Origin of the sequence: Veillonella sp., from assembly GCF_015058545.1 — a bacterium.
Classification (GTDB): Bacteria; Bacillota; Negativicutes; order Veillonellales; family Veillonellaceae; genus Veillonella_A.
The window spans coordinates 1-5,752 of record NZ_SVCB01000071.1 but is presented as its reverse complement, the minus strand read 5'-3'; the positions used below and the strand labels follow the sequence as shown (position 1 = coordinate 5,752).

Sequence of the window (5,752 nt, the reverse complement as noted above, 5' to 3'; positions counted from 1 at the left end):
GAGCTTCCCGCTTCCGGACTTTGCTGCGTAATTACCGCGGTGTCATCACCGGCGCCGCTAATTGCTGCATTAAGACCTAAGGAAGCTAATGCGTCTTTGGCATCTTTAACAGTCATACCTACTAAATTAGGTAATTCTACTTTTTTACTCTTCACACGGTTTACCGTTACGTCTACGGTAGCGCCTTTAGTTACTTTGGAATCTCCCGGAGGTGATTGCATCAAAATAACACCATCTTCTTTACTGTCATCAGTACCTGCGGAAATCTTGCCGATTACGAGGCCTAAGTTCTTGAGTCGTGAACGAGCCTGGTCGATTGTCATACCCGTAATGTCAGGCATCGTAATATCGCCAACGCCCTTACTTACAACGAGATGAACCGTACGTTGTTCCTTAACCTGTTCATTCGCTTCCGGGCTCTGTGAAATAACCTGACCTGCCGGTACATCCGGATTAGATACTTCACTTACCGAAACACGCAAATGATTATCTTCCAGAATATGTTTAGCTACCGTTACTTGTTTGCCTACCACATTCGGTACATCTACAGTGGCATTACTCCAGAAGTTACCAAAGCTTAAGAAGGCCCACACGAAAGCTAATAAGAAGACGATAAACGCACCCAATAAAATATATTTCTGCGGCAAGCGGCTCAGTTTAGCCATCCAACCTTCTTGCGTCGGTTCACCGCCATAATATACTTCATCGTCATCATCGGTTTCACCATAGGATGTTTCCGGTACCGGTGTCAACACCTGGGTGCCAAAATCATGAGGTGCCCGTCGGCCGCTGTTACTGTTCACAAAGCCTTGTGACATACGTAACGCGGCTATCATTTCCGTAATATTGCTAAACCGGTCTTCCGGTCGTTTCGCTAAGGCCTTAATGACCGCCGCTTCCAACAAAGTCGGAATACTCGGATTATAACGAGTCGGCGGGATTAAACGCTCCCGTACATGTTTTAAAGCCACGCTTATTGGCGTTTCCCCTTCATAAGGAACACGGCCGGTTAACATTTCATACAGCACAGCGCCCAAAGAATAAATATCGGTACTGCCGTTAACCGGTTTACCGCTGGCTTGTTCCGGCGACAAATAATGAGCGGACCCCATAATAGAGTTCGTATACATCATGGTAGTACCGGCATTCATGGCGCGAGCAATGCCGAAGTCGGTTACCTTAATGCGCCCCTGTTTAGTAATCAGCACATTATGAGGTTTTATATCACAATGCACAATCCCCATTGCATGAGCGTGTTCGAGTCCTTCAGCGATAGCAATGGTAAATTTTACCGCATTATCAATGGATATACGTTCATGACGGGTAATATATTCTTTTAAGGTTTCCCCTTCAATATATTCCATCACTATATAGTGATAACCTTGGTCAAAACCAACATCATACATGCTTACGATATTGGGATGACTTAATTTACCGGCCGCTTGTGCTTCGCGCTTAAAACGGGCTACGAAATCATCATCACCGGCAAAGTTTGAATGTAATATTTTTACAGCCACGGGACGACCTAATAGCGTGTCTTCGCCTTTGAAAACATCGGCCATGCCGCCAACGCCAATCTTAGATATTATTTTATAGCGATTATCAAGGATTAACCCTTGTAATTTAGTTGCCTTCTCTTTCATGTTCTCACCTCGTTCTTAGCCTATAGTACCAATAACTATGGTTACATTATCGCGAGCCCCTTGATCATATACCAAGTCCATTAAATCTTCAATCAAGCGTTCATCTTTCGGTTCATTCCGAAAGGCCGCTTCAATTACGGCTTGTTCAATATAACCGGTGAGACCGTCAGAGCATAAAAGTATTCTATCGCCGGGCACTACTTTTTGTACGCCTGCATCAATTTCTACAACAGGCGACACACCAACTGCCCGTGTCAGCACATTGCGTTGTGGATGTTGCAACATATCATCCGCCTTTAATTCACCTGCTTCATAGAGCGCCTGAACCATGGAGTGATCTGTACTGATTTGAATAAGTCGGTCCTCATGAAATACATATAGACGGCTATCCCCTACATTGGCCCAATATAAATCGCTATCCTTAACATAAGCAACAACTGCAGTTGTGCCCATGCCCTCCAAGGACGGTGTTGCTTTAACTCTTTCATATACAGCTGTATTGGCTTTAGCTACGGACTGACGCAATGCCTCAACCGAAACTTCCTGCCAATTCTGTATATCGCAAGCCAGTGTGTCAACTACCATAGTGCTGGCAATTTCACCGCCTTTATAGCCACCCATACCGTCAGTGACAATACAAAAGGATTCTCCAATGTAAAAACGGTCTTCGTTGCGTTGACGCACCAAACCGATTTTACTCATGCCTATACTCTTCATAGGGCCTCCTTTACCTGTGATACCGATTACTCGCTTTCTTTGTTGGCCTGTTGAATTTTCAACTGACCGCAAGCAGCTTGAATGGCATCGCCCATTTCTTTGCGAACCGTTACGGATACTCCGTAGGAAGCCACAATATTTCTAAAAGCTTCCGTTTGACGGCGCGAAGGTTTAAACAATTTAATATGTTCATTTCCGTTAACCGGAATTAAATTGACATTACAATTTGGGAAGGATTTTACCAAAGCTCCCAATTCGTGAGCATTCTCAATAGATGAGTTAATGCCGTCAATTAAAATATATTCAAAGGTTACACGGCGATCCGTTTTTTCATAATACGTCTTAACCGCCGCCAACACATCTGCTAAATTATAGTGTGCGCCAATCGGCATGATTTCACGTCGAATCTTATCATTCGGGGCGTGAAGACTCAATGCCAATGTAATCGGAATACCTTCATCGGCTAAGAGATAAATATTTTCTACTACGCCACATGTCGATAATGTCATGCGACGATAGCCGATATCAAACGCTTCTTTTTCATGCAAAAGGCGAAGTGCATTGATTGTATTCGTATAATTTTGAAGCGGTTCACCGGCGCCCATCACAACGATGGAATGAATCCGTTCTTTTAAAAGGGCACCGAACAATAAGACTTGCGCCACAATTTCGTGAGTTTCTAAATTACGATACAAACCGTCGGTAGTCGATGCACAGAAAACACAACCCATGGCACACCCCACTTGTGAAGATACACACACGGAATTACCGTACTGCTGTTTCATCAATACCGTTTCCACACGATTACCGTCTGCCAATTCAAGCAATAGCTTCTTAGTTTGGCCGTCAGGTGTTATCTTCTCCGTTACGATTTTCGGCACGGAGATAGCACAATTGGCGCCAAGCCACGCTCGTAACTCGCCCGGTAATTGTTGCATATCCGCAAAGTCGAATACGTAGCGTTTATATATGTAATCCATTATTTGCTTGGCTCTGAAACGAGGAAATTTTGCCTCTGTTATAACAGCCTGCAACTCGGTTAGGTTCTTACCCAATAGTTCTATCATAGTTATATCCTTATTCTATGAAAATCATAATCAAATACTTTGAAAATCATATGTTAATAATTTACAGGATGGATAGAAGTCAATAGCGGTATTCAGATACAAATCAAAATACCCGTATCTAATATATATTGGCTATTTAGCCACTAAACTCCTTTAAAAACTATAAATTTCACGTAAAATTTTTATAAAGCTTTACGAAGTCGTGCAATAAAGAATCCGTCCATTTCATCACGATGCGGCCATAAGGTAACCATCGGTCCCTCAGCCTCAAAAGGCAAGAACGAAGACGCATCTTCTAACGTAAAATCAACATGCGTTTTCAGGAAATTCTCCGCTACTGCTTCGTTTTCCCCCTTGTTAATCGTACAAGTAGAATACACAAGGACACCACCCGGTTTTACCGTTTTAGCGGCCTCGGCAATAATCTGCTTTTGCAATTTAGGAAGTTCCGTCAAGGACTCCGGTGTTTTGTGCCAACGCATGTCAAGTTTACGTTGTAAAATACCAAGTCCCGAGCAGGGTGCATCCACCAGTACCCTGTCAAACTGATTATACCACGTTTCCGGCATTTGGGTAGCATCTTGCAAGTTAAAATCTGCAATTGTTACACCTAAACGCTTCGCATTAGCCTCCATAAGCCCTAATTTATGCTCATGAATATCATCCGCCGTAATATGACCTTGATTGGCCATACGCGCCGCTAAATGCATGGTTTTACCACCCGGTGCCGCACAACAATCCAGAACTTTCTCACCCGGCTGCGGATCTACCACATAAGCTACCGCCATAGACGCTTCATCGGTAAACGTAATTAAACCGTCTTTTACAAGGGGCGCACTTTCCAGTGAACCTGTATGACGTGTAATATGGACCGCTTCCGGCAATTTCCCGGTAGATTCTGCCTGCCAACCGGCTTTTTCAAAAGCCGCCATACCGTCAGCCACAGAGGCTTTCAAAGTATTGATGCGGGCCGTCAACTTCGGTCGTTCGTTAAACCAAGTACAAAGCCCAATAGTTTCTTCTTCGCCATACGTCTTAAGCCAATGTTCCAATAACCAGGTTGGCTGATTGTAAATGAACGCCATGCGCTCTACATCATTTTTGGCAAGTTCGTCAATGCTGTAACTATCGCGATTGCGAATGAAATTACGAAGCACGCCGTTCACAAAGCCATCGAGGCCGCGAGCCATTTTTTTAGCCAGTTTAACACTTTCATTGACGGCGGCACTGTCCGGTACTTTATCCATGTAAATAAGCTGATAGAGCCCTAAGCGCAAAATTTCCACTACAATAGAGGATAATTTGCGTAACGGACGTTTAGCGAGTGCCATAATAATGGCATCTAAATAATTGCGACGTCGTACGACGCCGTAGACGAGTTCCGTGAAAAAACGACGGTCTACATCACTTAATTTATTATCGCCCAGCATCTGCTGAAGTACGATATTAGCATAGGCGCCGTCGCGATTAATCTGCAATAAAGCTTGCACCGCCAAACGGCGTATATTAACTTGTGCTGTTCCTTTATCCATTGATTAATTTCTCCACCACTTCTTTAATTCGATCCGTATCAACCCGCGTATTACAGCAAGGTCCGCAAGGTCGTTCATTCAGAACACCTACTACGGGAATCGGAAATACATCATTCATGCCACTTACCAAATCCCGTTCACAGGCGATGGCAACAATAGCTTTCGGCCGAATGTTTTTAATCATCAAACGCGCCAAGGTACCACCGGTTACAACCACGAACTTACAACCGTAAGTATCGGCAATATCCAGTAAGGTACCAACTTGACACCGACCGCAACGCTTACAGTTATGTACATCAGTCGTTACTTTATGAACACAGTCGCTTTTTTGCAAACAATGAGGTGTTAACAAAAGCAAGCGATCCGCCGGTACTTTGTACAAATTTAACTCAACCAAATGATTAATCAAATCAATCAAAGACTGACTCACCTTATCCTTGGATGCTCCCACCACTTTACCGGCCAGGAGGACCAAAGGGAAAAATGCATAGAGCCAGCGATTGCTGATGCGGAGCCATATAGGATGAATCCGCCAGTGATTCGTTGAAGCTAAAAGCATACTGCCCCACATTATCCAGCATAATAGCGGGAATATGGCAAGGAGTGTTTCCACCCCATAGGCAATAGGTAAACCTAAGCGATGTAAGCCGGGCCACAACAAATATGCCAAGGCCGCCCAAACAAGGGTAATGCCGGCAAACACGGCGAAGGTTAATTTAAAATATAAAGGATAACGCCCCAAAACGGGGTGATCCTGCTGTTCTTGATTACGCATTGAAAATGAGTCCTGCCT

The 5,752-nt window shown here is 44.1% G+C and carries 5 protein-coding genes; all 5 read right to left on the bottom strand.

All coding sequences use genetic code 11. The annotated features are described in order from the left end of the window. Positions 1-1,643, bottom strand: a 1,643-nt coding sequence (gene pknB / locus E7204_RS04550) for a Stk1 family PASTA domain-containing Ser/Thr kinase (RefSeq protein ID WP_295182036.1), incomplete at its 3' end; no start/stop codon positions are given. Between the two features lie 15 nt (positions 1,644-1,658). Beyond that, complete coding sequence (locus E7204_RS04545) at positions 1,659-2,360, bottom strand: Stp1/IreP family PP2C-type Ser/Thr phosphatase (protein WP_127058143.1); 702 nt, start codon at positions 2,358-2,360, stop codon at positions 1,659-1,661. 26 nt (positions 2,361-2,386) lie between these two features. Then, positions 2,387-3,427, bottom strand: a complete 1,041-nt coding sequence (rlmN, locus tag E7204_RS04540) for a 23S rRNA (adenine(2503)-C(2))-methyltransferase RlmN (protein ID WP_295182033.1) — start codon at positions 3,425-3,427, stop codon at positions 2,387-2,389. 182 nt (positions 3,428-3,609) lie between these two features. Then, the gene (gene rsmB / locus E7204_RS04535; RefSeq protein ID WP_295182030.1) at positions 3,610-4,959 is read right to left on the bottom strand and encodes a 16S rRNA (cytosine(967)-C(5))-methyltransferase RsmB; all 1,350 of its coding nucleotides are present in this window, start codon (positions 4,957-4,959) and stop codon (positions 3,610-3,612) included. After that, positions 4,952-5,734 (bottom strand): DUF116 domain-containing protein, encoded by a 783-nt coding sequence (locus E7204_RS04530; RefSeq protein ID WP_021841796.1) that lies wholly within the window; start codon positions 5,732-5,734, stop codon positions 4,952-4,954. The genes rsmB and E7204_RS04530 overlap by 8 nt, the downstream gene beginning before the upstream one ends. Positions 5,735-5,752: the final 18 nt, after the last annotated feature.